The following is a 24,075-nucleotide window of genomic DNA, read 5'->3' on the forward strand; positions in this document are numbered from 1 at the left end:
AGATCATGGTTACACCGTTTCGAGGAAATTTCTTACTTGATCCGGTGTTTTCGCATTAGCGCTGTGCAAATGGGCGATTTTTTTCCCGTCCTTAAAAACGAGCAAACTCGGAATCCCTAACACTTCATACGTTTCGGCAAGTTCGGGAAATTCGTCGCGGTTGACTTCATACCATTTTTTATCATCATAATCGTTCACGATGTCGCCGATGAACATGTCCATGCGGCGGCAATCCGGGCACCAGCCGGCCTCGAATTTCATGATCGTTTCTTGGTCGCTTTCAATCAGCTGCCGAAATTGTTCGACAGACGTTACTTTTTCCAAAGTCATCTTCCTTTCCGCTAGGCTTGTTTTCTAGTATACCGAAAAACGAAGCGCTTGCGTAACCATGTGCTTACGGTTTTCGTTTGTACGGATTCGGGTATCATAACGACGTATGAATTAGAAAGGGTGAGAGGAATGGCATCGACATTTCGGGAGGTACGCATAAAAAGTACGACCGTCGGCCTGAAAAGCGTCGTGGAGGCGGCTGATCACACGTTTAACTTGGACGAACCAGCGGCGATCGGCGGAACGAATACGGGACCGAACCCTCTTGAAGCGTTTCTCGGCGCACTCGCCGGATGTGAAAACGTAACGGCGCGATTCGTTGCCAAGGAAATGGATTTTGATCTTGCGGGCATGACGTTCGAGATTTCCGGCAGTTACGACAGCCGCGGGCTGAAAAGCGGGGCGGAAGTGCGTCCAAATTTTCGAACCCTCGAAATTCGCGTGAATGTGGAAACGACGGAATCGGAGGAACGGTTGAAACGGCTGCAAGAGGAAACCGACCGCCGTTGCCCGGTTTTTTCCACGCTTGAAGCGGCCGGCATTGAGGTTTCAATCGATTGGCGAAAGGTGTAGTTCACAGCATGTTCAATTTCTTCTTGGCAAAGTATGATAAAATAAAGAAAAAAAAGAAGGAATTGATCTTTCGTGTCCCTACGATATGCGATTTTAGGATTGCTCTCGGAGCAAGACGCGAGCGGTTATGAATTGACGCAGCGTTTTAAAGAGACGATGATTCATTTCTGGCATGCCCATCATACGCAAATCTACCGCGAGTTGGCGAAAATGGAGCAGGAAGAGCTCGTCGGCCACCGCGACGTCCATCAAGACGATCATCCCGACAAAAAAGTGTATTCGATTACCGATGAAGGGTTTCTTGCCTTGTTGAAATGGCTGACGGAAGGGGAAATCGCTCCGCCCAAACTGAAGGACGGCCGGCTTTTGAAAATCTCTTTGTTTCATCTCATTTCCGCCGACAAAGCAATCGCGCAGCTGGAAAAAAGCAAGAAGGACCATAAAGAAACGTTGAAGTCGATGAAAGAATGGAAGAAACACTATTCGTCGGAGTTTCTCGAAAACCAGATCGGCGAATATTTAACGCTCGAATACGGGATTCGTTCGATGACGACATGGATCGAATGGAGCGATTGGGCGATCGGCATTTTGAAAAAGAAGAAATTCGCGGAAAAAGAAAAAACGAAAAGCTAAGGCGCGTTGAACAGCACCCTGGCTTTTCGTTTCTTTGTTACAGGAAGCGGTAGTTTTTGCTCGCGAGGGTTCGCGATATGAGCGGTTTGACGATGTCGACCGCTTTTTTCAAGGCTGCCGTGTCGATGCCGGTGTCGATTCCCATTTCGTGCAGCATAAACACGACATCTTCGGTCGCCACATTTCCCGTGGCGCCCGGCGCAAACGGGCAGCCGCCGAGTCCGCCGGCCGAAGCGTCGAACCGCGAAACGCCGGCCTGCAAGGCGGCGAAAACGTTCGCGAGCGCGGTGCCGTGCGTATCGTGAAAATGACCCGCGATCAACGTCTCCGCCGGCAATACCTGCTTCAATTTTATAAAAAGTTCATACACTTGTTTCGGGTTGGCCATGCCGATCGTGTCGGCGACGCTTAATTCGTCCGCCCCGTAATCGACGAACCGCTTGCACAGCGCCAGCGTCTCCTCGGCGTTCACTTTCCCTTCATAAGGACAGTGAAAGGCTGTCGAAATGCACGCCCGTACAAAATAGCCTTTTTCTTTCAGTTCGGCGATCAGCGGTTTCAGTTCAGCCATGCTTTCATCGGTCGATTTGTTAATGTTTTTCTTGTTGAATGCGGCACTTACGCCGACGAAAACGGCCGCGTTTTTGCAATCCGTTTCATACAGCCGCTCGACGCCTTTGGCGTTCGGCACTAACACATAATTCCGCCCGTCATCGTTCACCGCCCGAATAACCTCTGCGGCATCTTTCATTTGCGGCACCCATTTCGGCGACACGAACGACGTTACTTCCATCTCGCGAAGGCCGGCTCGTTTCAAAGCCTCGATGAAGGCGATTTTTGCCTCGGTCGCGACGAGGTTCTTCTCGTTTTGCAAGCCGTCCCGGGGGCCGACCTCAATGATTTCCACGCGTTCCGGCAATTTCATGGAATCCCCTCCGATTCGTCGGTTGTTTTTCTTTCATTGTATCATGTTCGCGCGAAGAGAGTGGACGGTCCCGCTGTTTTGCGGGAAAACTTGAAAACGTTTACGAAATCATCCTAAAATAGAGAAGAAAGCTAAGTTCGAAGGGAGAGGACGTCTTGACGAAAGCGGTATGGAGACCGACGGCCGCAGAAATGGAAAACACGCGGTTGTACCGATGGATGAAACAATTGGGGTTTACCGATTACGATGCGTTTTTTGAACATTCAATCAAAGATGTCGGAGCGTTTTGGGATGAAGCGGTCCAAGCGATGGACGTCGAATGGTTTCAGCCGTACGATGACGTCTTGGATTTGTCGAAAGGGGTGCAGTGGCCGGCATGGTTTCAAGGCGGGCGGCTGAACGTCACGCACGCAGCTGTTGACCGGTGGCGCGAGGATCGAACGATGAAAGACGCGGCCGCCGTTATTTGGGAAGGTGAAGACGGCGACGTGCGTACGTATTCGTACAAAGCACTTTCCGATTGGGTGAATCGCGTGGCGCTCGGGCTGCGGGAACAAGGCATCGAAAGGGGCGATCGGGTCGTTCTGTACATGCCGATGATTCCGGAGACGGTTGCAGCGATGCTTGCATTGTCAAAAATCGGCGCGGTGTTTACACCGGCGTTTTCCGGGTATGGAGCGGAAGCGGTGGCGAAACGTATCGAAGCAGCCGGGGCGAAAATGCTCATTACTGCCGACGGCTTTTATCGGCGCGGCAAGGAGATTCCGATGAAGGAGGAAGCCGACAAGGCGGCGAAACTTGCTGGTGGATTGGAAAAGGTCGTCGTCGTTGCGCGGACAGGACGCGAGATTCCATGGGATGATACTTGTGACGTGCGCTGGAGCGCGGTGGAGAAAGACGGCGCGTTTTTCCAGGCGGAAGCGATGAAAAGCGATGATCCGTTTATGCTCATTTATACGTCGGGGACGACGGGGCGGCCGAAAGGGATCGTTCATACGCACAGCGGTTTTCCGATCAAAGCGGCGTTCGATGCCGGTTTTTGCATGGATTTGCGGGCGAACGACACGTTGTTTTGGATTACCGATATGGGCTGGATGATGGGACCGTTTCTCGTATACGGAGCGTTGTTGAATCAGGCTAAGATGGTCGTGTACGAAGGCTCTCCCGACTATCCGAATCCAGACCGGGTGTGGCGATTGGTCGAGCAGCACCGGGTGACGCATCTCGGCATCTCGCCAACGTTGATCCGGGCGTTGATGAAAAAGGAAAGCCATTGGTACGAAAATTGCGACCTGTCTTCGCTCAGAGGCATTGGCTCGACCGGGGAGCCGTGGAATCCGGGGCCTTGGCATTGGTTGTTCGAGAAGATCGGCCAAGCGCGCGTGCCGATATTCAACTATTCCGGGGGAACGGAAATTTCCGGCGGCATTCTCGGGAACGTGCCGGTGAAGCCGATTGCTCCGGTCGGTTTCAATGCGGCGTTGCCGGGTATGGACGCGGACGTTTATAATGCGGACGGCGAGCCGGTGCGCGGGGAAGTCGGTGAGCTCGTTTTGCGCCAGCCGTGGGTCGGGATGGCAAATGGTTTTTGGGGCGAACCGGAACGATACGAAAACACGTATTGGAGCCGCTGGGAAAATACGTGGGTGCACGGCGATTGGGTGGAAATCGACGAGGAAGGCTTTTGGTACATTACCGGACGTTCCGATGATACGTTGAAAGTGGCCGGGAAACGGCTTGGGCCGGCGGAGATGGAATCGGTGCTCGTGAAGCACGATGCCGTCGTCGAAGCGGCGACGGTCGGGGTACCCGATGACGTAAAAGGCGAGGCCGCCGTTTGCTTCGTTGTGCTCGTCGGCGGAAGCGAACGAGGGGAGCGGTTGGAACAAGAATTGACTGCCCTCGTCGCCGAAAATCTCGGCAAAGCGCTGAAGCCGAAGGCGATTCATTTTGTCGGCGACTTGCCGAAGACGCGGAACGCGAAAGTGATGCGGCGTGTAATCAGAGCCGCCTATTTAGGCGAAGAAACGGGAGATTTGTCGGCGTTGGAAAATCCGGATGCCGTCGAGGCGATTCGAGCGATAAATGGCCGATAAGTCCGTTGGGCGGGCGTCATAAACGCTCGTCCTCCGCCTTTTAATCGCCAAAATCCGACATTGTTTTAAACGTTTGTTTAATTAACGAAAATTTCGTCGAATCAAAGGAGCGGACGGTCCCATGCGGTTAACCGGCAAACATGTGGTCATTACAGGCGCTTCGAGCGGCATCGGGGCGCAAATCGCTTTAAAAGTGGCCGGGCAAGGCGCGACGCCAGTTATGTTGGCACGTTCGGAGGAGAAATTGACAACCGTGTGCGAAAACATTAAGAACGTCACGGGCGTCGATGCATTGCCTTACAAGCTGGATGTGAGCGACGCCTCGGCAGTTTCAGCCGTATTCGACCGTGTGTTGGACCGGCTCGGAACGATCGATGTGCTCGTCAACAACGCTGGATTCGGCGTGTTCGACTTGTTTCATGAGGCAGACATTGATGAAGCGAAACGCATGCTGGACGTGAACGTCCTCGGCGTTATGGCATGCACGAGAAAGCTGCTCCCGCACTTTCTCGTACGCAACAGCGGCCACATCCTTAACATCGCTTCGCTCGCCGGCAAGGTGGCGACGCCGAAATCAGCCGTTTATTCGGCGACAAAGCACGCCGTTGTCGGCTTTTCCAACGCGCTTCGCCTGGAGCTGGCGGGTACGAACATCTACGTGACGACCGTGAATCCCGGTCCGGTCGAAACGCACTTTTTCGGCATTGCCGATCCGTCCGGGGAATATGTGAAAAATGTGGCATCGTTCATGCTCGCGCCGGAGCAAGTCGCAGAGAAAGTGGCGGCGGCGATCGGCAAGCGGAAGCGCGAAATCAACGTACCGTTTTCGATGAACGTTGGCGCGCGCCTCTACCAAATGTTCCCGTCCGTACTTGATTCGCTCGTCGGCAAATGGATGAACAAGAAATAAGCGTACGGCGAAGCCGTACGCTTATTTCTCATCGATGTTTTTCATACACATTCGCGCGCGAATAACCGCGAATGTCGGCGAGTTCCGCTTCCGTCAACGCCGCGTTCGCAGCGCCGATGTTCTCTTGCAACTGCTTCGAGCTGCTCGCCCCCGGAACCGCGGCGGCGACCGCGGGATGGCTCAAGGAATAGCGAAGGGCGATCTGCGCCGGAGTTCTCGTATCGCTCGCCATTGCTTCCACTTTTTTCGCAATTTCCACGATCTCGTCCCGCTCGTAACCGAGAAACCCTTTTTCCGGCGTTTTCTTTTTCGCTCTTTCCGTCAGCATCCCTTTGGCGATCGGTCCGCGCGCGATCACGCTAATGTCATTCTCCGCGAGGAGCGCCAACATTTCTTCCTCCGGCCGGCGGTCGAGAATGCTGTATTGCATCATGACACTCACCATGTTCGACCGTTTCACGTACTCGCGAATTACGTTCGGGCGAATCGAAGAGATGCCGTATTCGCGAATGAGTCCTTCCTGCTTCAATTCTTCCAGGCCTTCGATTGATTCGTCGATCGGATCGTCGATTGTGCCGCCGTGCAATTGAAACAGATCGACGTAGTCGGTCTCGAGCCGCTGCAAACTTTTTTTCAACGCTTCTTTCAAATAAGCTTTTGACGGATCCCAATACCAGCCGTCCTTGCCTTCTTCCCAGCGGTTGCCGGCTTTCGTTGCCAATACGACTTCGTCGCGGCGGCCTTTCAACGCTTTGCCAAGCGTTTTTTCGATCGCCCCGAAATGGTAAAGGTCGGCCGTGTCAAAGAAATTGACGCCGCCTTCGATCGCCTCACGGATCATGCGAATGTCCTGTTTTTCGTTGTTGCCGAGCGACATCGTGCCAAACCCGATCTCGCTTACGCGCAGTTCCGATTTTCCGAGTCGATTCGTTTTCATCCGATTTCCTCCTCTAAGTTTCGCTCCGTGCGTTGTGCCTTTGGTGTGCACGGTTATTGACGGCAAGCGTTCTCGTTTTTTTGCCGTAAACGTCGAAACCCGTATACTTAAATGGTATCGCCGCTTTTCCGGATTGTCGAGCGAAGGAAATCGGAGCTCGAAGTTGGTTCCTTTGCTTGAACGCTTTTCGTCCATTGTTCGATTGTCTGGAACGTTCGCGCATAGTGACGAAGCGCGCTTTTCACTTGCCATGCTTTGCCGACGACGGTAATGCCGTTTTCTTTGACATAAATTTTCATGACGGTCCCTCCGTTTACAGCTTGTCCGATATGCTAAACTGTATGTGTGAGAGTGAAACGATAGAACAAGGAGAGGAACCGATGGCTGATTTTAAAGAAATTACGTTGTCGACTGAGTCGATTTTTTCGGGAACCATCATTGATGTGAAAAGAGATCACGTCCAATTGCCGAACGGAAAAACGAGCCGGCGCGAACTCGTCTATCACCCCGGGGCGGTTGCGGTGATTGCCGTCAATGACGAAGGCAACATTCTCATGGTGCGCCAGTTTCGCAAGCCGCTGGAGCGGACGTTAGTCGAAATTCCGGCAGGGAAGCTGGAAAAAGGCGAAGAACCCGAATCGTGTGCAAGGCGTGAGCTTGCGGAGGAAACGGGGTACAGGGCGAAGGCGCTGCACCCTGTCACTTCGTTTTACACGTCCCCGGGGTTTTCGGATGAGATTGTCCATTTGTATTATGCCGACGAATTAGAGCGAGGCGAGGTGCATACGGACGAAGACGAATTCGTTGAGCCGCTCGAAGTTGATCTTGAAGAGGCGTTGCGACTCATCGAGAAGAAAGAAATTTATGACGCGAAAACGGTTTATGCCGTTCAATACTTGCAACTTAAGCAAACGCAAAGGTGATGGAATCGTGAACACGTATTTTGCCGACTTCCACATTCACATCGGACGGACGAAAACCGGCAAGCCGGTAAAAATCAGCGGCGCGAAGTCGCTCACGCTTTCGAACTTAATTCATGACGCTTCGGAAGTGAAAGGCTTGAACATGATCGGCGTCATTGATGCGCACGTGCCGGAAGTGATGGAAGAAATGCGTGAACTCGTCGCTGAAGGAAAAGTGGAGGCGCAAGCGGACGGCGGTCTTCGTTTTAAAAATGTTACCGTCATGCTCGGCAGTGAAATCGAAATTTACGATGAATCGTGCAGCGGTCCGTTTCACGTGCTCGTTTATTTCCCCGATCTTGACACGATGAAGCAGTTCAGCGACTGGCTGAGCGGTCATATGAAAAACATTACCCTCAGCTCACAGCGGTATTATGGAACGGGCCGCCGATTGCAAGAGAAAACGGAACAACTGGGCGGATTATTTGTCGTTGCGCACGCGTTTACACCGCATAAAGGGTTATACGGCAGCGGTGTCGTCAAGAGCTTGGTTGAAGTGCTCGATCCCGATCGGATTGACGCGATCGAACTCGGCTTAAGCGCCGATTCCGGCATGGCCGATCACCTATCAGAGTTGCATCGATATCCGTATTTGTCGAACTCCGATGCGCATTCTTTGGCGAAAATGGCTCGTGAGTACGAGACGCTGAATTTGAAGGCGCCGACGTTTGCAGAATGGCGGATGGCGCTTCGAAAGGAAGAGGGTAGAGAGATCACGGCCAATTACGGCTTGAATCCGCGGCTCGGCAAGTATCACCGGACAATGTGCAACCATTGCTTTGAAATCATCGAAGACGACAACGGCAGTGAATGTCCTTTTTGCGGTTTTCGGCGGATTACGAAAGGGGTGGCCGACAGGCTCGCGGAAATTGCCGATCACACCGGTGTGACAAACGAAAGACCGCCTTATATTTACCAAATTCCTCTCGAGTTCATTCCGAAACTCGGACCAAAAACACTTGAGCGTTTGCGGCAGCGATTCAAAACCGACATGGCGATTCTTCATGAAGCTTCCGAAGTTGAATTGCAGGAAATCGTGTCCGGGGAAATGGCCGACGCGATCATCAAAGCAAGGCACGGCAAGCTCGCCGTCCGTTCGGGAGGCGCAGGTCGTTACGGAAAAGTCGATCGTTCGTAATCTTTCAATGCAAGTTTTCTTCATAGATTCCTTTTCGGGCTCATACCATTTACTAGAAGTCACGGAAGGGACGGGAATCACGTGGATCCATTGAAGAAGATGCTGCAATCCCATATAAACGAAAACCGGTCGATTTACACGTTCACGATTGTTTTGCTTGTCATGGGTGTCATTTTCGGAGCGGTGATCGTCAACAGTTTGCCGCCGCAAGAAAAGCAAGATTTGTACTTGTATTTGAGCAAGTTTTTTGATGAGATGTCAAAAGGCAAATTCGCTTCGCAACAAGCGATGTTTGCCCAAAGTTATTCGCATTACATGAAATACGCCGGGTTCATGTGGGTGCTCGGCCTGTCCGTCGTCGGCCTGCCGGTCATTTTAATTTTATTGTTTCTGAAAGGGGTCGTCGTCGGTTTTACCGTCGGCTTTCTCGTCAACCAAATGGGCTGGCACGGCTTCATGCTTGCTCTCGTTTCCGTGCTGCCGCAAAATTTCGTTCTCATTCCAGCGTTTATCGTCGTGAGCACTGCTGCTGTCGCTTTTTCACTGAAATTGATTCGCCGCCAGTTTGTCCAAAAGACTTCCATGCCGATCTTGCCGCTGTTCATGCGTTATTCTTTGCTCGTCGTCACCGTCGGCGCTTTTTTATGCGTTGTTTCGTTGTTTGAAGCGTATGTTTCTCCTGTTTTGATGAAAGTCATTATATAAGAATAACTATAAAAAAATAATAATTCTAAGAAATATATTGTAATCATTACAATTTGACACCTCTTCTCACCACCGATTATAATGAATGATGGGTGTTGTCGAGGGAGGAACGAGGATGGAAAAGCGAATCGAACGGATTAAAAAACAGCTGCATTCGCAAAGTTACAAATTGACGCCGCAACGTGAAGCGACAGTTCGTGTATTGCTGGAAAACGAAGAAGATCATCTAAGTGCCGAAGACGTGTACTTCCTCGTGAAAGATAAAGCCCCTGAAATCGGACTCGCCACCGTCTATCGAACGCTCGAACTGTTGAGCGAATTGAAAGTCGTCGACAAAATTAATTTCGGAGACGGCGTGTCGCGGTACGATTTGCGCCAGGAAGGCGCGGCTCACTTTCATCATCACCTCGTTTGCATGGAATGCGGGGCGGTTGACGAAATTCAGGAAGATCTTCTCGGAGATGTAGAAAAAACCGTCGAGGACCGTTGGCGTTTTTTGATCAAAGACCACCGTCTTACGTTTCACGGCATCTGTCATCGGTGCCGCGAACGCAAAAACGACGAAACCTGAACCTTTTCCCGACGGAAAAGGTTTTTTGCTGGCCAACAGCGGATTGCCGACGAGCCGCGTATCGATATCCAGCAATGGGTGCGACGTCTTGTGTTACGCCGGGGAGTTTCACGCGAGCAAACACCGTCCATGCATGGATGGTCCGTTACAGGGCGACACTCCAACTTTTTCCGTATAAACGAAGGAAAAGATGGCATATCTTGTACTAACTGTACAAGTGAAGGAGAGAGTCGCATATGTTTGGATGGTTTCGCGTCTTTTTTGATACGATGAAAGTGCTCATTTTGTTTGTCGCATGCACCGCTTTGTTTTATTTCGGATTGATGTGGGTAGGAAGGGAATATGAAAGCTATTCTAACCATGATTGGCCTGAAGACCGATCGGTGAAAGTATTCGAGGCGAATGATGCGGAGGCAGGAGGCTGGGTTCAGCAGTTAAAGTGGTTTTACGAAATTGGACCATGACGGGAGAGGTCGTTATGAAAGACGACGTCCATGATTTTCTTCATTACCTTATTGTCGAGCGCGGGTTGTCCGAAAACACGTTGGCTGCCTACCGGCGTGATTTGTTTCGTTACGTCGATTATTTGAAAGAAAAGGAACGGATCGATTCCTATTCGCAAGTGACGCGTACGCATATCATACGTTATTTGATGGATTTGAAAGATCAAGGGCGAGCGGCGGCGACGATCGCCAGGCATACCGCGTCGGTTCGTGCTTTTCATCAATTTTTGCTGCGAGAGAAAAATGCTGCCGGCGATCCGTCTGTACATATTGAAACCCCGAAGACTGAACGAAAATTGCCGAAAGTCCTTACGGTACGCGAAGTCGAGGCACTTCTCGAGGCACCGGACGCTGCGAACGCTTTCGGATTGCGAGACCGCGCGATGCTGGAAGTGTTGTATGCAACCGGACTCCGCGTTTCCGAATTGGTGCACTTGAACGTATCCGACGCCCATTTGACGATGGGGTTTGTCCGCACCGTCGGAAAAGGAAACAAGGAACGCATTATTCCGCTCGGCAGCATGGCTTCCCGTTCGCTCGAATCGTATTTGCGGGACGGGCGTCCGAACTTGTTGAAACGGCAAAAAAACGAAGCGTTGTTCTTAAACCATCACGGCGGCCGCTTGACGAGGCAAGGATTTTGGAAAGTGTTAAAAAAATTGAGTCGTCAAGCGGGAATCAGCAAAGAACTGACTCCCCACACGCTGCGGCATTCGTTCGCGACCCATTTGCTCGAAAACGGCGCCGATTTGCGATCCGTGCAGGAAATGCTCGGACACGCCGACATTTCGACGACGCAAATCTATACGCACGTCACCAAGAAAAGATTGAAAGACATTTACAAAACGTATCACCCGCGTGCCTGAGTTCGGGACCGGGTGACTTTTTCGGTGTGTTTTTTTTGAGGAGTTGAAAACCTTATGCAGTTTAAGAGAATTTTTTTGACGGTATTGGATTCAGTCGGCATCGGTGAGGCAGAAGACGCCGGGCGGTTTCAAGATGCGGGAGCCGATACGCTCGGACACATTGCCGAAGTTTGCGGCGGTTTACGATTGCCGCATTTGCAGCGGCTCGGGCTCGGCAACATTCGCGAAGTAAAAGGCGTCGCGCCAACGGATGTACCGCGTGCGCATTTTGGAATCATGAGCGAGGCTTCAAACGGAAAAGATACGATGACCGGCCATTGGGAACTGATGGGACTTCACGTGAAAGAACCGTTCCGCACGTTTCCGAACGGTTTCTCGGATGCGTTGATCTCGTGGATGGAAGCGGAAACCGGCCGCAAGGTGATCGGTAACAAACCGGCTTCGGGAACGGCGATCCTTGAAGAACTAGGGGAGCAACATATGGAGACGGGAGCGCTCATTGTGTACACGTCCGCTGATCCGGTCATCCAAATCGCCGCACACGAAGACATCGTTCCGCTTGAGGAATTGTACGAGATTTGTGAGACGGTTCGTGAAAAGACAAGAAACGAACCATATAAAGTCGGCCGCGTGATCGCCCGCCCGTTCGAAGGCGAACCGGGTGCTTTCAGGCGTCGATCCGACCACCGGCATGATTATGCGTTGAGTCCGTTCGCGCCGACGGTGATGAATGCGCTCAAAGACGGCGGATTCGATGTTCTCGCGCTCGGCAAAATCAACGACATTTATAACGGAGAAGGGGTAACCGAGGCGATCCGTACCGCCGACAACATGGACGGCGTCGACAAAATGCTCGCAGCGCTCGAGAAAGATTTCTCGGGGCTGGCCTTTTTGAATCTCGTCGATTTTGATTCGACTTACGGTCATCGCCGCGATCCGCAAGGTTACGGCGCCGCCCTTGAAGCCTACGACGAACGGCTTCCGGAAATGCTCGGACGGCTTCGCGAGGACGATCTGTTCATCATTACCGCTGATCACGGGAACGACCCGACTTTTCCCGGAACCGACCATACCCGCGAACTTGTGCCGCTTCTTGCCCATCATCCGCGAATCACGTTCGGACGCAATCTCAGCGTGCGCAACACATTCGCCGACGTCGGCGCGACAATTGCCGACAATTTTCGTGTGCGCATGCCCGAACATGGACAAAGTCTGTTGAAGGAGGTGAGCGAATGAGCGACTCCCGTAAAGTCAGCGATGCAGTGGAAGCTTTAATCGAAAAGATCAATGAAAAGCCGGAGGTCGGTCTCATTCTCGGTTCCGGACTCGGTATGCTTGCCGATCAGATCGAAGACCGAGTCGTCATCCCATATCGAGACGTTCCCGGTTTTCCGGTTTCCACCGTGTCCGGCCATAAAGGACAACTCGTGTTCGGCCGCCTTGAAGGGGTTTCCGTCGCCGCGATGCAAGGGCGGTTCCATTTTTATGAAGGATATTCTTTGCGCGAGGTGACGTTTCCCATCCGCGTCATGAAGCAGCTCGGGGTTGAAACGCTTATCGTTACGAACGCTGCCGGCGGGGTGAACGAGACGTATAAACCTGGGGACTTGATGCTCATTTGCGACCACATCAACGGGTTGTCGGCGAATCCGTTGACCGGAAAAAATGACGAGCGGTTCGGCGTTCGTTTTCCGGACATGTCCGAAGCTTACTCGAAATCCTTGCGACGGCTTGCGATTGAAGCGGCTGCCAAATTCGACCTCTCGCTGCAAGAAGGCGTTTATTTGGCAACGAGCGGTCCTTGTTACGAAACGCCGGCCGAAATTCGGATGATGCGTAAGCTTGGGGCTGACGCAGTCGGGATGTCCACTGTGCCGGAAGTGATCTCGGCGCGGCATGCGGGCATTGAAGTTCTCGGAATTTCTTGCATCACGAATGCTGGTGCAGGCATCCTCGATGTCCCGCTCACCCATGACGAAGTGATCGAAACAACCGAGCGCATCCGTGATTCGTTTATGAAACTCGTGAAAGCGATTTTAAAACTAAGGGGGAGAGTCACAAATGGATCAAATTAAGCGAAAAACCGATGAAGCGGTTGAGATGATTGCCCAACACATGACGGTTGCTCCGCACGTCGGCCTCATCCTTGGCTCGGGGCTCGGCGATCTCGCTGACGAAATCGAGCATGCCGTAGAGTTGGACTATGCCGACATTCCGCATTTTCCGGTGTCGACGGTCGAGGGACATGCAAGCCGTCTCGTCATAGGGGAATTACTAGGAGTGAACGTCGTCGCCATGAAAGGACGGTTCCATTATTACGAAGGCTATTCAATGAAAGAAGTGACGTTTCCCGTTCGGGTCATGAAAGGCCTCGGCATTGAAAAATTGATCGTCACGAATGCATGCGGAGGGATAAATCCGGCGTTTCAGGCCGGCGACTTGATGATTATCAACGACCATCTCAACTTGACGGGCGACAACCCGTTGATCGGTCCGAATGAAGAAGAACTCGGTCCGCGGTTCCCGGACATGAGCCGGGCTTACAACCGTGATTTGATTGCGCTTGCGCAACGAAAAGCGGAACAACTCGGGATATCCGTACAAAAAGGCGTGTATGCCGGCATTAGCGGTCCGTCGTTCATGACAAAGGCCGAGCTGAAAATGCTGCGCACGCTCGGCGCCGATGCGGTCGGCATGTCGACGGTACCGGAAGTCATCGTTGCCAACCATGCGGGTCTCGACGTGTTGGGGATCTCATGCGTCACTGACATGGCGATTCCCGAACAATTGGAGCCGCTGACGCATGATCAAGTCGTCGCCACGGCGGCGCGGACAAAACCGAAGTTTATTCGCCTCGTCAAGGCGATTACTGAAGCGTTGGCCGGGTGAAGCGGAATGAGAATGGTTGATTTAATTGAGAAAAAACGTGACGGGTTTGCATTGTCGTCGGAGGAGATTCACTGGATGATCGAGCAGTACAGCGAAGGCGCTGTTCCCGACTATCAAATGGCGGCGATGGCGATGGCGATTTATTTTCGCGACATGGACGGGAGCGAAATCGCCGAGCTGACGGCGGCGATCGTCGATTCAGGCGAAACGATCGACTTGAGCGCGATCACTGGAACGAAGGTGGATAAGCATTCCACCGGAGGCGTCGGCGACAAAACAACGCTCATCGTCGGTCCGCTCGTGGCGGCGGCCGGGATTCCGGTCGCCAAAATGTCCGGACGCGGGCTCGGACATACAGGCGGAACGATCGACAAGTTGGAAGCGATACGCGGGTTTGAAACGGAGTTGGCCAAGGATCGGTTCATTCGCAACGTGAATGAGGTGAAGCTGGCGGTGGCGGCGCAAAGCGGAAATTTAACGCCGGCTGACAAGAAGTTGTACGGGTTGCGCGATGTGACGGCAACCGTCGATTCGATTCCGTTGATCGCCAGCTCGGTCATGAGCAAGAAGATCGCCTCCGGGGCGGACGCCATTGTGCTCGATGTGAAGACCGGTTCGGGGGCGTTTATGAAGACGTTGGAAGGCGCGCGCCGGCTGGCAGAAAACATGGTGGCGATCGGCCAAAGGCTTGGCCGCGAGACTGTCGCGGTGATCAGCGACATGAGCGAGCCGCTTGGATATGAGGTTGGTAATGCGAACGAAGTGCGTGAGGCGGTAGATGTGCTGCGCGGGAGAGGGGAGGAACGCTTGACAGAAGTTTGCTTGACGCTGGCGTCGCACATGGCCGTCTGCGCCCGGCAGTTTAACGGTTTCGAGGAAGCTCGCGCGCATATGCAGCACATGCTCGATTCCGGACAAGCGCTTGAAAGTTTCCGGAAATTTGTCAAAGCGCAAAACGGAGAAGCTTCGTTCATTGACGATCCGGCACAGCTGCCGCAGGCGGCGTATCCTATTGACGTATGCGCGAACACGGGAGGGTATGTAGAGGGCATCGACGCCGAAGCGGTCGGCGTTGCCGCAATGATGCTCGGTGCGGGAAGGCGAACGAAGGAAGACGTGATCGACCGTTCCGTCGGAATTACGTTGAAAAAGAAAATCGGTGATCGGGTTGACAAGGGAGAATGCATCGCTGTCCTTCACGCAAACGACGCGAACCCCGAAGAGAGCCGAGAGAAGCTCATGAAAGCCATTCATATCGGTAGTGGGCGTGTCGCTCCGCCCCCGATTGTCCATGAGATCGTTCGCTGAGGAACAGCGAAGCAAGGTGTCCTGAAACGTTAGCGTTCAGGACACCTTGTTTTTCGTTGCCGTCGGCATCGTCCGCTTTCGCCAAAATCTAATCGTGTTCACAGCATCAATTTTTTCCGAACAATTGTCCCGATAGCCGCCGGGAGTTATCGTTTGTTGCAAGATTTTCGCGAATTGAATAAAAACGCAGACGGCTGGAAAAAATATGAGCACCTATGTGAACAGAATTGGAGGAATGGTCATGAAGCGGATATTTGTAGGTTTGATGAGCTGCATATTGGTGACGTTTGCCGTATTGCCGGCCCGCGGCTTCGCTGAAGAGGGAAAGTCCGGTCTTGAGTTGGCGAAAGAGGCGAAATCGGCGATTTTAATAGAAGCGGATACGGGGAAAGTCTTGTATGCGAAACAACCGGACAAAAAGCTGCCGCCGGCGAGTATGACGAAAATCATGACGATGCTGTTAATCATGGAAGCGTTGAACGACGGACGACTGTCATGGGATGAGAAAGTGCGTACAAGCGAACATGCCGCTTCGATGGGAGGTTCTCAAGTATTCCTCGAACCGGGAGAAAAAATGACGGTCAAAGACATGCTGAAAGCTATCGCCATCGGTTCCGCCAACGACGCGTCAATGGCGATGGCAGAGAAGATCGGAGGTTCCGAAGAAGCGTTCGTCAAGATGATGAACGAAAAAGCGGAAAAACTCGGCCTGCAACATACGCATTTCGAGAACCCGACCGGCCTTCCGGCCGAAAATCATTATTCATCCGCCCGCGACATGGCCAAAATCGCGCGCGCGTTGCTCGCGTATGATAAAATCACCGAATATACGGGCAAATATGAGGATTATTTGCGCGAAGACACCGACGAGAAATTTTGGCTCGTCAACACAAACCGGCTTGTAAAATTTTATCCCGGCGTCGACGGGTTGAAAACCGGATACACAAACAAGGCCAAATTTTGCTTAACAGCTACAGCGAAGAAAGACGGCATGCGCGTCATTGCTGTCGTAATGGGTGCAGATACGGCGAAAGCGCGGAACAACGAAGTGTCGAACATGCTGGACTACGCCTTTGGGCATTTCCAATCGAAGCAAATTTATGCAAAAGGGACCGTCGTCGAGACATCCCATGTTGATAAAGGCGTGATGAACGAAGTGCCGATCGTTACTGCTCGCAACGTTTCTGTTCTGACGAAAAAGGGCGAGTCGGTGAAAAACCTCGACAAGTCGATTGTTGTGAAGGAGCATTTACGAGCGCCTTTGAAAAAAGGGCAAAAGGTCGGAAAACTCGTCTTGAAAAAAGACGGCAAAACGTTGTCTGAGACGCCGCTCGTGACGAAAACGGACGTCCCGAGAGCCTCGTGGTGGAATTTGTTCAAGCATGCAGGCAGTTTTTTTGTCCTTCCGTCGAAAGCGCACTAGTTTTGTCGGCGATGAAGGAGAATCGCTATAGAAAGAGAAAACGATTATAAAGCGGCCGTCTAGAAGCCGCGAACGCATTCAATGGAATTTGAGGATATTCAAAAGGGAGGAAGAACTGTGAGTTTGGGGATTGACCTTGAAGTGAAAGGAAACGTGTTGTGCATTCGTTTGGAAGGTGAGCTCGATCATCACACGGCGGCAAAGCTGCGTGAGCAAGTGGAAAGAACGATGGATGAAAACCGTGTCAAACATGTCGTTCTTAACTTGGAACTGCTGAAGTTTATGGACAGTTCCGGGCTCGGCGTTATTTTGGGACGCTATAAAAGAGTGAAAAATGCCGGCGGCGAAATGATCGTTTGCGCTATTTCTCCTGCGGTGAAACGGCTTTTTGAGATGTCGGGCATGTTCAAAATCATCCGCCTTGAAAAAAGCGAAACGTTTGCGCTGCGCAATTTGGGGGTGGCGTAAATGAAGAATCAAATGAACCTCCGATTTTCGGCGCGAAGCGAAAATGAATCGTTCGCGCGCGTAACCGTCGCGGCGTTTATCGCTCAGCTCGATCCGACGATGGACGAATTGACGGAAATTAAGACCGTCGTGTCAGAGGCCGTTACGAACGCGATCATTCATGGTTATGAAAACCGTCCGGAAGGCATGGTTTCGATCAATGTCGAGCTTGAAGACGGGATCGTCCGTTTGACGATCAGCGACGACGGCATTGGCATTTCCGATTTGGACCAGGCGAGAATGCCCTTATATACGACGAAACCGGAATTGGAACGTTCGGGGATGGGCTTCACGATCATGGAAAACTTCATGGACGAGGTGGAAGTGGATACCGACGAGCAGTGCGGAACGACCATTCGCTTGACTAAATATTTGACAAAGAACAAAGCGTTGAGTCATTAAGGGGTTTTGCCAATGGATGTCGACGTATCGAAAGGCAGCAATGAACCGTTCTTGTCAGACGCCGAAGTGAAGAAATTGATCCGCCTCAGCCAATCGGGGGATCGCGAAGCGAGAAACTTGATCGTCGAAAAAAATGTCCGCCTCGTTTGGTCGATCGTGCAACGCTTTTTAAACCGCGGTTACGAAGCCGACGATTTGTTTCAAATCGGAAGCATCGGCTTGTTGAAATCGGTGGACAAATTCGATTTGACTTATGACGTGAAGTTTTCCACGTATGCGGTGCCGATGATCATCGGCGAAATCCAGCGGTTTATCCGCGACGACGGCACGGTGAAAGTGAGCCGTTCGTTGAAAGAAACGGGAAACAAAGTTAGAAAAAAGAAAGATGAGCTCTCGAAAACGTTCGGCCGCGATCCGACCGTCAACGAAATTGCGCAAGCACTCGATCTTTCTCCAGAAGATGTCGTAATGGCCCAAGAAGCGGTGAAAGCGCCGTCTTCGATTCATGAAACGGTCTACGAAAACGACGGGGATCCGATCACTTTGCTCGATCAAATGTCAGATGGATCGGAAGGGGAATGGTTTGACAAGATCGCGTTAAAAGAGGCGGTCAGTCAATTGAACGAGCGGGAACAATTAATCGTCTATTTGCGTTACCACAAAGACCAAACTCAATCAGAAGTCGCCGAGCGGCTCGGCATTTCCCAAGTGCAAGTCTCGCGATTGGAAAAGAAAATTCTGGAGCAAATTAAAGGCCGGATGGGTGATTCATGACCCATCCGGTTTTTTCGTGTCGCGGCATGGAAATGTTTTACGGTTCCGCTTCGTGAATGAGAGTGATGCCGGCAATCCATACTAATTTTAAACGTGGGGGGTGAGTGCATTGAAACCAAATACTGTTTACGTTCGCATGCGCCACCATGTCCTTTTTCGCCCGAATCAACAAATCCGTTTGGGACATCTCGCGGAAATCGTCGGACCCGCCGAAACGAAAAACCGTTTGAGCGAACTTGTGCTTCATCACATCGAAGCGAAGGATCGCAACTTTCTCGTGATGGAAGATATCCAGGTTATTGAAGCCATTCACCGGCTCGACGCGACGCTTGACGTGCAAATGGTCGGTCCGTCACAGACAATCGTGGAAGTGCGCTTTCCAAAAAAATCACTCGCTCCGGTGCTTTTTTGTGCCGTATGGGTATTGTTGTTCATCGGCGCGGCGCTGGCGATCATGAATTTTCACGAAGACGTGAGCATGGGGGCGGTCCATCAAGAAATTTTTCAAATAGTAACCGGAAAAAAGCTGGACAAACCGCTTATTTTGCAAATTCCGTATTCCTTCGGCATCGGCATCGGCATGATTTTGTTTTTTAATCACTTGTTCCGAAAGAAGTTCAATGAAGAACCGAGTCCGCTCGAAGTCGAGATGTTCAACTATCAGCAAGATTTGGACAGGTACATTGCATACCACGAAAAATCACCGTCCGGGAAAAAACGATGATCGCATTCAAAGTTTTTCTGTTAATGTTCATCGGATTTGCCGATGGGGTCATCGTCGGAACCGGATTTGTTGCGTTTTTGATCGTTCTTGGCATCATCCCGCGACTCATGCAGCTCACGAAAACGTACCGCTTCGTGCGTGCTTACGAATGGAGCCTTGTTCTCGGGTCGGTCACTGGCTGCTGGCTTGAGCTTCGATCCATCGAATTTGCCGGTTCCGCGTTATGGCTGATTCCGATCGGACTCGCATGCGGCATTTTCGTCGGCATGTTGGCGGCTGCCTTAACGGAAGTGTTGAACGTCATGCCGATATTGGCGAAGCGGATCGGAATCAGCGAACGAAAAATTATCATCTTGTTCATGTCGCTCGTTCTCGGCAAGATTGCCGGATCATTATTGCACTGGACGTATTTTGTCGATCAATAAATCGAACAGGAGGAACCGCTTCATGGCAGTCAATCTAAACAATCCGTCCCAATATACGAAGAACATCAAAGCCTATCATCCGAAGCCGAATTACGTGAAGAACTGCATTCGCGCTTTTTGGACGGGCGGCTTGATTTGCGCTTTCGGCCAATTGATTTCGACGTTTTACGTGACGTATTTCAATTTTACCGAAACGACCGCGGCCAATCCGACCGTCGCAACGCTCATTTTCATTGCTTCCTTGCTCACCGGATTCGGGGTTTACGATAAAATCGGCCAATTTGCCGGCGCCGGATCGCTCGTCCCTGTTACGGGCTTCGCCAACTCGGTGACGAGCGCTGCGCTTGAACATAAAAGCGAAGGTATTGTGCTCGGTGTCGCCGCAAACATGTTTAAACTCTCCGGATCGGTCATCGTATTCGGTGTCGTTTCCGCTTATATCGTCGGGATTTTGCGGCTCATTTTTCGAACATTGATTTCTTAACATAGAAGGTGATCAAATGAAGCAAACATGGACATTCAAAAACGATTTGTATTTGACGGCGACGGCTACGACGGCGGGCCCGCTTGAAGCCGACGGCCCGCTGTTTTCTTATTTCGATAAAACGTTTGGAGACCTTCATTGCGGTGAAAAAACGTGGGAATTGGCGGAAAGAAGGTTGATGGAAGACGCAGTGACGTTGTGCTTGCAAAAAGCCGGAAAAAAGGAGTCGGAAATCGATTTGTTTCTTGCCGGCGATTTGCTGAATCAAATCGTTACTTCCGGTTTTTTTGCGAAGAAAAACCAAATCCCTTTTCTCGGCATGTTCAATGCTTGCGCGACGTCGATGGAAACGCTTGCCGTCGGTTCGGCGCTCGTCGACGCCGGGTTTGCCGATACGGCGTTGGCAGCGGTAAGCAGCCATAACGCTACGGCGGAACGACAATTTCGCTATCCGACTGAATACGGGGGCGCGAAGCCGCCGACGGCAGAATCGACAGTAACGGGAGCCGGAGCGGGTCTTGTTTCCCGGGAAGCTTCAGCGGTGAAAATCGTCGAGGCGACGATCGGGAAAGTGTTCGATTGGGGAGTCACCGACGCGAACGACATGGGTTCGGCGATGGCGCCGGCGGCCGCCGATACGATTGCCACCCATTTGCAGGATACCGGACGTTCTGTCGACGAATACGATATCATCGCTACAGGGGATTTGTCGGGAATCGGCAGTCCAATTGTGAAAGACTTGCTTCTTGAAAAAGACATCGACATCTCCGGCGTCCATCAAGATTGCGGGTTGATGATTTACCGTCCCAACCAACCAGTGTTCACCGGCGGGAGCGGCTGTGCTTGTTCGGCGCTCGTCACCTACAGCTACATCGTCGATGAGTTGCGGAGCGGCCATATAAAACGGGCGCTTATCGTAGCGACGGGTTGTTTGCACAGCCCGACGATGATCCAACAAAAAGAAAGCATTCCAACGATCGCCCATGCTGTCGTCTTGGAACGCGCGGGAGGTGCCGTTTCCTAATGGAGTATTTGCTTGCATTCATTGTCGGCGGGCTGATTTGCGTCATTGGGCAGATTTTGCTCGACGTTTTTAAGTTAACGCCAGGACACGTCGTCGTTTCATTCGTCGTCGCCGGTGCCGCTCTCGACGCTTTCGGATTGTACGACCGGCTGATTGAATTGGCCGGTGCCGGGGCATCTGTACCGATCACAAGTTTTGGCCATTCGTTGTTGCACGGTGCGATGGCTGAAGTTCGCGAAAGCGGGTGGATCGGTTTGGCAACCGGAATTTTCCAATTGACTTCAGCCGGCATTTCTTCCGCGATTTTATTCGGGTTTCTCGTAGCCGTCGTTTTCAAGCCGAAAGGGTGACAACCATGGAACGAAAGCGAGTTATTTTCATAACGGACGGCGATCTGTATGCGCGAAAAGCGGTCGAACATGTTGCGAAAGTTATCGGGGGTCGTTGTATTTCCCGATCGGCGGGGAATCCGACGCCGCTCTCCGGCAAGGAAATCGTCCAGTCGATTCGTGAGACACCTTATGACCCTGTGTTGGTCATGGTCGATGATTGCGGTTTTCGGGGAGTCGGATACGGCGAACAAGCGATGCGGTACATTCACGGGCAACCAGACATTGACGTGATCGGCGCGGTAGCGGTTGCTTCGAATACGGGACATGAAGAATGGTCGCGGATCGATGTCAGCGTAGATCGGTTCGGGGACGTGACCGAACACGGCGTCGACAAAGAAGGCATTGAAGCTTTGGAAGACGGCAGGGTGGATGGAGACACGGTGTATGTTCTCGATGAGCTGTGTCTCCCGGTCGTCGTCGGTGTCGGCGATATTGGGAAAATGGACGGACGCGACGCAGTCGAACAAGGTTGTCCGATAACCTTGGCGGCCGTACGTTGGATCATGCAACGCGACCGAAAACAAAACGGTTGCAAGTAGCGCCAATCTGTGCTAAATTAATCGACAACCATAATTGAATGAATACCTCACATCGCCGTTGCGATGAATGGGGTAGAGGCGCAATGCGAATGAGTAGGGCAAAGGAGCCGGAAGCGATGACTTTGTCTGAAAGGTTAAATTGCCGAAGCGATACGATCGCCGGGTCGTTACGCTGGGTCGTTGTTGAACAAGCAACGGACTGTCACCGCTTCATGCGGTGGAGAACTATTCCGATGAGGGTACGGTCGCAAGACAATTAGTGTCCCTTACACTGATTGTCTTTTTGTCTTTTGGAGAGGAGCATCCATCGTGTTAACAGGAACAAGTGCCATTCAGCCGAACGGACATTTGCATATTGGCGGAGTCGATGCCGTGTCGCTGGCGAAGGAGTACGGAACGCCTTTGTATGTTTACGATGTCGCGCACATGCGTGAGCAAGCCCGTGCGTTTAAACAAGCGTTCGAACAACGGGGCGTAGACGGACAAGTGGCCTACGCAAGCAAAGCGTTTTCTTGTCTGGCCATGGTGCAGATCATGAACGAAGAAGGACTGAATCTCGACGTCGTTTCCGGCGGGGAGTTGTATACTGCCTTGCAAGCTGGGTTTCCAGCTGAAAACATTCATTTTCATGGAAACAATAAAAGTTACGCGGAAATCGAAATGGCGGTGAATGCAGGTGTCGGGTGTTTCATCGCGGATAATTTTTACGAATTGTCGTTGTTGAAACGAGCGGCCGCCAAAACCGGACGTACGCTGCCCGTTTTGTTGCGAACGACGCCCGGCATTAAAGCACAAACCCATGACTACATTGCCACAGGTCAGGAAGACTCGAAGTTCGGATTTGATCTTGAAAGCGGTCAACTGTTCGACGCCTTAAGTGATGTATTGGCGAACGACGCATTTGACTGTCTCGGGTTACATTGCCACATCGGATCGCAAATCTTTGACACCGGCAGGTTTCGCGCGGCCATCGAAAAAATGTACGCCGAACTCGAACGACGTTTCGACGAGCTTCGTTTCGTACCGAAAGTCTTGAATCTCGGCGGCGGTTTCGGCATTCGCTACGTCTCCGGCGATACGCCGAAACCGGCGGAACATTTCGTCGAATCGATGATTGACACTGTCGTTTCCGAATCGGAACGGCTCGGTTTTTCGGTGCCGGAAATTTGGATCGAACCGGGCCGGGCGATCGCCGGAAGTGCTGGAACGACATTATATACGGTCGGGTCGCAAAAAGACATTCCGAACATCCGCAAATACATCGCCGTCGACGGCGGGATGGCGGATAACTTGCGTCCGGCGCTTTATCAGGCGCAATATGAAGGAATACTCGCCAACCGCGGATTGGACCCGAAAAAAGAAACGGTTTCAGTCGCAGGAAAATGCTGTGAAACCGGCGACATGTTGATCTGGGATTTGCGGCTGCCCGAAGTCAAACCGGACGATCTGCTCGCGGTATTTTGCACAGGGGCTTACGGGTATGCGATGGCCAACAATTATAACCGTCTACCGCGTCCTGCTGTCGTTTTTGTTGAAGACGGTGACGCCCAAGTCGTCGTGAAACGAGAAACGTACGAAGATCTTGTGAAACGGGACGTCCCGTTGAAAAAACAATCGATTGTGCCTTGATTCGTTCGAGATCAACGCATTTGATCCCGTCGATGAGCCTTCACCTGCATCTTTACCGTATTATTCATCGGCTATAGAGCAGCCCCCTGGTCCCATCGATGATTCTTGCATTTATGGATGGGGAGTGGTAAACTTTCACTATTCAAAAGGACATGAGTCAACGACAATTTTATCGTACGTTTTTTCCTTCGGGGTCGGGTGAAATTCCCAACCGGCGGTGATAGAGGCGACTCTTCAGTCCGTGACCCGGATGCCGCGAGCGGGCGGCAGATGGTGGATCCGGTGCAATTCCGGAGCCGACAGTATAGTCTGGATGGGAGAAGGAAACGAAAGACGGGTCAAGTTTCGCGAGACCGGTCTATGTTTTCATATGCTTTTTCGTCATTTCGATCCCCGGGGTGTTTTA

The 24,075-nt window shown here is 51.9% G+C and carries 29 protein-coding genes and 2 riboswitches; of the genes, 25 read left to right on the plus strand and 4 right to left on the minus strand.

Annotation, left to right across the window (positions count from 1 at the left end; all coding sequences use genetic code 11):
- Window positions 1–9 precede the first annotated feature (9 nt).
- Entirely contained in the window at window positions 10–324 is a 315-nt protein-coding gene (locus tag VFK44_12480) for a thioredoxin family protein (protein HET7629180.1), read from the minus strand.
- 135 nt (window positions 325–459) lie between these two features.
- On the opposite strand from VFK44_12480, the gene VFK44_12485 reads away from it, so the two are divergent.
- Both VFK44_12485 and VFK44_12490 read left to right on the plus strand, forming a co-directional pair.
- Entirely contained in the window at window positions 460–903 is a 444-nt protein-coding gene (locus tag VFK44_12485; protein ID HET7629181.1) for an OsmC family protein, read from the plus strand.
- 72 nt (window positions 904–975) lie between these two features.
- Entirely contained in the window at window positions 976–1,536 is a 561-nt protein-coding gene (locus tag VFK44_12490; GenBank protein HET7629182.1) for a PadR family transcriptional regulator, read from the plus strand.
- A 37-nt stretch (window positions 1,537–1,573) separates the two neighbouring features.
- Here VFK44_12490 and VFK44_12495 read toward each other — a convergent pair whose 3' ends face one another.
- The gene (locus tag VFK44_12495) at window positions 1,574–2,461 is read right to left on the minus strand and encodes a hydroxymethylglutaryl-CoA lyase (GenBank protein ID HET7629183.1); all 888 of its coding nucleotides are present in this window, start codon (window positions 2,459–2,461) and stop codon (window positions 1,574–1,576) included.
- 191 nt (window positions 2,462–2,652) lie between these two features.
- On the opposite strand from VFK44_12495, the gene VFK44_12500 reads away from it, so the two are divergent.
- On the plus strand, window positions 2,653–4,557 hold the full coding sequence (locus tag VFK44_12500; GenBank protein HET7629184.1) for an AMP-binding protein: 1,905 nt from the start codon (window positions 2,653–2,655) through the stop codon (window positions 4,555–4,557).
- 121 nt (window positions 4,558–4,678) lie between these two features.
- The gene (locus tag VFK44_12505) at window positions 4,679–5,467 is read left to right on the plus strand and encodes an SDR family oxidoreductase (GenBank protein ID HET7629185.1); all 789 of its coding nucleotides are present in this window, start codon (window positions 4,679–4,681) and stop codon (window positions 5,465–5,467) included.
- Between the two features lie 28 nt (window positions 5,468–5,495).
- Here VFK44_12505 and VFK44_12510 read toward each other — a convergent pair whose 3' ends face one another.
- Both VFK44_12510 and mciZ read right to left on the minus strand, forming a co-directional pair.
- Window positions 5,496–6,404: an aldo/keto reductase gene (locus VFK44_12510; GenBank protein HET7629186.1), complete on the minus strand. Its 909-nt coding sequence runs from the start codon at window positions 6,402–6,404 to the stop codon at window positions 5,496–5,498.
- Between the two features lie 107 nt (window positions 6,405–6,511).
- Complete coding sequence (gene mciZ / locus VFK44_12515; protein HET7629187.1) at window positions 6,512–6,703, minus strand: Z-ring formation inhibitor MciZ; 192 nt, start codon at window positions 6,701–6,703, stop codon at window positions 6,512–6,514.
- 81 nt (window positions 6,704–6,784) lie between these two features.
- Between mciZ and VFK44_12520 the strand changes: the two genes are divergently transcribed.
- The 21 genes from VFK44_12520 to lysA all read left to right on the plus strand — a co-directional run bounded on the left by VFK44_12520 (window position 6,785) and on the right by lysA (window position 23,669).
- Window positions 6,785–7,327 (plus strand): NUDIX hydrolase, encoded by a 543-nt coding sequence (locus VFK44_12520; GenBank protein ID HET7629188.1) that lies wholly within the window; start codon window positions 6,785–6,787, stop codon window positions 7,325–7,327.
- A gap of 7 nt (window positions 7,328–7,334) precedes the next feature.
- The gene (locus VFK44_12525) at window positions 7,335–8,504 is read left to right on the plus strand and encodes an endonuclease Q family protein (GenBank protein HET7629189.1); all 1,170 of its coding nucleotides are present in this window, start codon (window positions 7,335–7,337) and stop codon (window positions 8,502–8,504) included.
- Between the two features lie 99 nt (window positions 8,505–8,603).
- A complete protein-coding gene (gene spoIIM / locus VFK44_12530) occupies window positions 8,604–9,209 on the plus strand; it encodes a stage II sporulation protein M (protein ID HET7629190.1) in 606 nt (201 codons plus the stop codon).
- Between the two features lie 115 nt (window positions 9,210–9,324).
- Entirely contained in the window at window positions 9,325–9,780 is a 456-nt protein-coding gene (locus tag VFK44_12535) for a Fur family transcriptional regulator (protein ID HET7629191.1), read from the plus strand.
- 236 nt (window positions 9,781–10,016) lie between these two features.
- Window positions 10,017–10,244: a DUF4227 family protein gene (locus VFK44_12540; GenBank protein ID HET7629192.1), complete on the plus strand. Its 228-nt coding sequence runs from the start codon at window positions 10,017–10,019 to the stop codon at window positions 10,242–10,244.
- Window positions 10,245–10,258: 14 nt separating this feature from the next.
- Window positions 10,259–11,149: a site-specific tyrosine recombinase XerD gene (xerD, locus tag VFK44_12545; GenBank protein ID HET7629193.1), complete on the plus strand. Its 891-nt coding sequence runs from the start codon at window positions 10,259–10,261 to the stop codon at window positions 11,147–11,149.
- Window positions 11,150–11,203: 54 nt separating this feature from the next.
- Window positions 11,204–12,385 (plus strand): phosphopentomutase, encoded by a 1,182-nt coding sequence (deoB, locus tag VFK44_12550; protein HET7629194.1) that lies wholly within the window; start codon window positions 11,204–11,206, stop codon window positions 12,383–12,385.
- Complete coding sequence (locus VFK44_12555; protein HET7629195.1) at window positions 12,382–13,224, plus strand: purine-nucleoside phosphorylase; 843 nt, start codon at window positions 12,382–12,384, stop codon at window positions 13,222–13,224. The genes deoB and VFK44_12555 overlap by 4 nt, the downstream gene beginning before the upstream one ends.
- Before the next feature lie 25 nt (window positions 13,225–13,249).
- On the plus strand, window positions 13,250–14,038 hold the full coding sequence (locus VFK44_12560; protein HET7629196.1) for a purine-nucleoside phosphorylase: 789 nt from the start codon (window positions 13,250–13,252) through the stop codon (window positions 14,036–14,038).
- 6 nt (window positions 14,039–14,044) lie between these two features.
- Entirely contained in the window at window positions 14,045–15,346 is a 1,302-nt protein-coding gene (locus tag VFK44_12565; protein ID HET7629197.1) for a pyrimidine-nucleoside phosphorylase, read from the plus strand.
- A gap of 241 nt (window positions 15,347–15,587) precedes the next feature.
- Complete coding sequence (locus tag VFK44_12570; protein ID HET7629198.1) at window positions 15,588–16,769, plus strand: D-alanyl-D-alanine carboxypeptidase family protein; 1,182 nt, start codon at window positions 15,588–15,590, stop codon at window positions 16,767–16,769.
- A 117-nt stretch (window positions 16,770–16,886) separates the two neighbouring features.
- Window positions 16,887–17,237, plus strand: a complete 351-nt coding sequence (gene spoIIAA, locus VFK44_12575) for an anti-sigma F factor antagonist (GenBank protein ID HET7629199.1) — start codon at window positions 16,887–16,889, stop codon at window positions 17,235–17,237.
- Window positions 17,238–17,678, plus strand: coding sequence for an anti-sigma F factor (gene spoIIAB / locus VFK44_12580; protein ID HET7629200.1), 441 nt, complete (start codon window positions 17,238–17,240; stop codon window positions 17,676–17,678).
- Between the two features lie 12 nt (window positions 17,679–17,690).
- Window positions 17,691–18,452 carry an RNA polymerase sporulation sigma factor SigF gene (gene sigF, locus VFK44_12585; protein ID HET7629201.1) on the plus strand — a complete coding sequence of 254 codons (762 nt, stop codon included), beginning with the start codon at window positions 17,691–17,693 and terminating at the stop codon, window positions 18,450–18,452.
- A 109-nt stretch (window positions 18,453–18,561) separates the two neighbouring features.
- On the plus strand, window positions 18,562–19,176 hold the full coding sequence (locus VFK44_12590) for a stage V sporulation protein AA (GenBank protein HET7629202.1): 615 nt from the start codon (window positions 18,562–18,564) through the stop codon (window positions 19,174–19,176).
- On the plus strand, window positions 19,173–19,601 hold the full coding sequence (locus VFK44_12595; protein HET7629203.1) for a stage V sporulation protein AB: 429 nt from the start codon (window positions 19,173–19,175) through the stop codon (window positions 19,599–19,601). The genes VFK44_12590 and VFK44_12595 overlap by 4 nt, the downstream gene beginning before the upstream one ends.
- Before the next feature lie 22 nt (window positions 19,602–19,623).
- Entirely contained in the window at window positions 19,624–20,085 is a 462-nt protein-coding gene (gene spoVAC, locus VFK44_12600; GenBank protein HET7629204.1) for a stage V sporulation protein AC, read from the plus strand.
- Window positions 20,086–20,101: 16 nt separating this feature from the next.
- Complete coding sequence (gene spoVAD, locus VFK44_12605; protein ID HET7629205.1) at window positions 20,102–21,109, plus strand: stage V sporulation protein AD; 1,008 nt, start codon at window positions 20,102–20,104, stop codon at window positions 21,107–21,109.
- Window positions 21,109–21,459 carry a stage V sporulation protein AE gene (spoVAE, locus tag VFK44_12610; protein HET7629206.1) on the plus strand — a complete coding sequence of 117 codons (351 nt, stop codon included), beginning with the start codon at window positions 21,109–21,111 and terminating at the stop codon, window positions 21,457–21,459. The genes spoVAD and spoVAE overlap by 1 nt, the downstream gene beginning before the upstream one ends.
- A gap of 5 nt (window positions 21,460–21,464) precedes the next feature.
- The gene (locus VFK44_12615; protein HET7629207.1) at window positions 21,465–22,040 is read left to right on the plus strand and encodes a stage V sporulation protein AE; all 576 of its coding nucleotides are present in this window, start codon (window positions 21,465–21,467) and stop codon (window positions 22,038–22,040) included.
- A gap of 65 nt (window positions 22,041–22,105) precedes the next feature.
- A riboswitch (Lysine riboswitch) is annotated at window positions 22,106–22,276 on the plus strand.
- 70 nt (window positions 22,277–22,346) lie between these two features.
- Window positions 22,347–23,669 carry a diaminopimelate decarboxylase gene (gene lysA / locus VFK44_12620; protein HET7629208.1) on the plus strand — a complete coding sequence of 441 codons (1,323 nt, stop codon included), beginning with the start codon at window positions 22,347–22,349 and terminating at the stop codon, window positions 23,667–23,669.
- A gap of 180 nt (window positions 23,670–23,849) precedes the next feature.
- A riboswitch (FMN riboswitch) is annotated at window positions 23,850–23,998 on the plus strand.
- Window positions 23,999–24,075: the final 77 nt, after the last annotated feature.

The organism is Bacillales bacterium, from assembly GCA_035700025.1.
Lineage (GTDB): Bacteria > Bacillota > Bacilli > Bacillales > DASSOY01 > DASSOY01.